General features: G+C 33.1%; 1 protein-coding gene. It reads right to left on the bottom strand.

What is annotated here, in order from left to right; translation table 11 throughout:
- Positions 1–721 (bottom strand): IS256 family transposase (locus LQ611_RS13910; protein WP_239709671.1); only part of this gene is annotated, 721 nt, incomplete at both ends.

Genomic DNA, 721 nt, shown 5'->3' with positions numbered 1-721 from the left:
TCTCTACAATATTTTTAAGAAAATGGAATGTACAACGTTGCCAAGATGAATCAATAAACTGTGACTTAATAGATTTAATAAGTCCAGAATGTGCATCAGAGATAATAAGTTCAGGAGTTGTTAAACCACGCATTCTTAAGTCTTCAAAAAACTCTGACCAAGCTAATTCTGACTCTTGATTAGAAATTTTAAAGCCAATAATGTCGCGTTTTCTATTTTCGTTGATACCCATAGCGATATAAACACCTTTAGAAACAATTTTATTATTCTCTCTTACCTTAATGTGCATAGCATCAACAAATACATACTTATACTGATGACTAACAATAGATCTACCAGCCCATTCTTTAATTTCAGGATCTAGGTTTTTTATTACGCCTGAAACAGTGGATTTAGACACAGATTTTCCCGTTAGGGATTCCACAATTTTATTAACATTTCTAGTTGAAACACCATTAATGTATGCTTCTGTCATCGCTAAAATAAGCGATTGGTCAGAACGCGAATATTGATTAAATACTTCAGTTGTAAATTCACCGTCACGTGTTCTTGGAACTTTTAATGTCAGATTGCCAATAGGCATCAGGAAATCACGCTCATAATAGCCATTACGTTGTGCGTTTCTTCCTGAATTCTTTTGTTTATATCCAGCATTAACATACTTATCTCTTTCCATTTCCATGTATGCATTTATGACAGTCATAGCTATTGTTTTCATAGA

This window comes from Mammaliicoccus sp. L-M44 (assembly GCF_022386355.1).
In the GTDB taxonomy this organism is placed as follows: domain Bacteria; phylum Bacillota; class Bacilli; order Staphylococcales; family Staphylococcaceae; genus Mammaliicoccus; species Mammaliicoccus sciuri_A.
The sequence above is the reverse complement of the archived record's forward strand: the minus strand, read 5'-3'. Positions and strand labels throughout refer to the sequence as shown.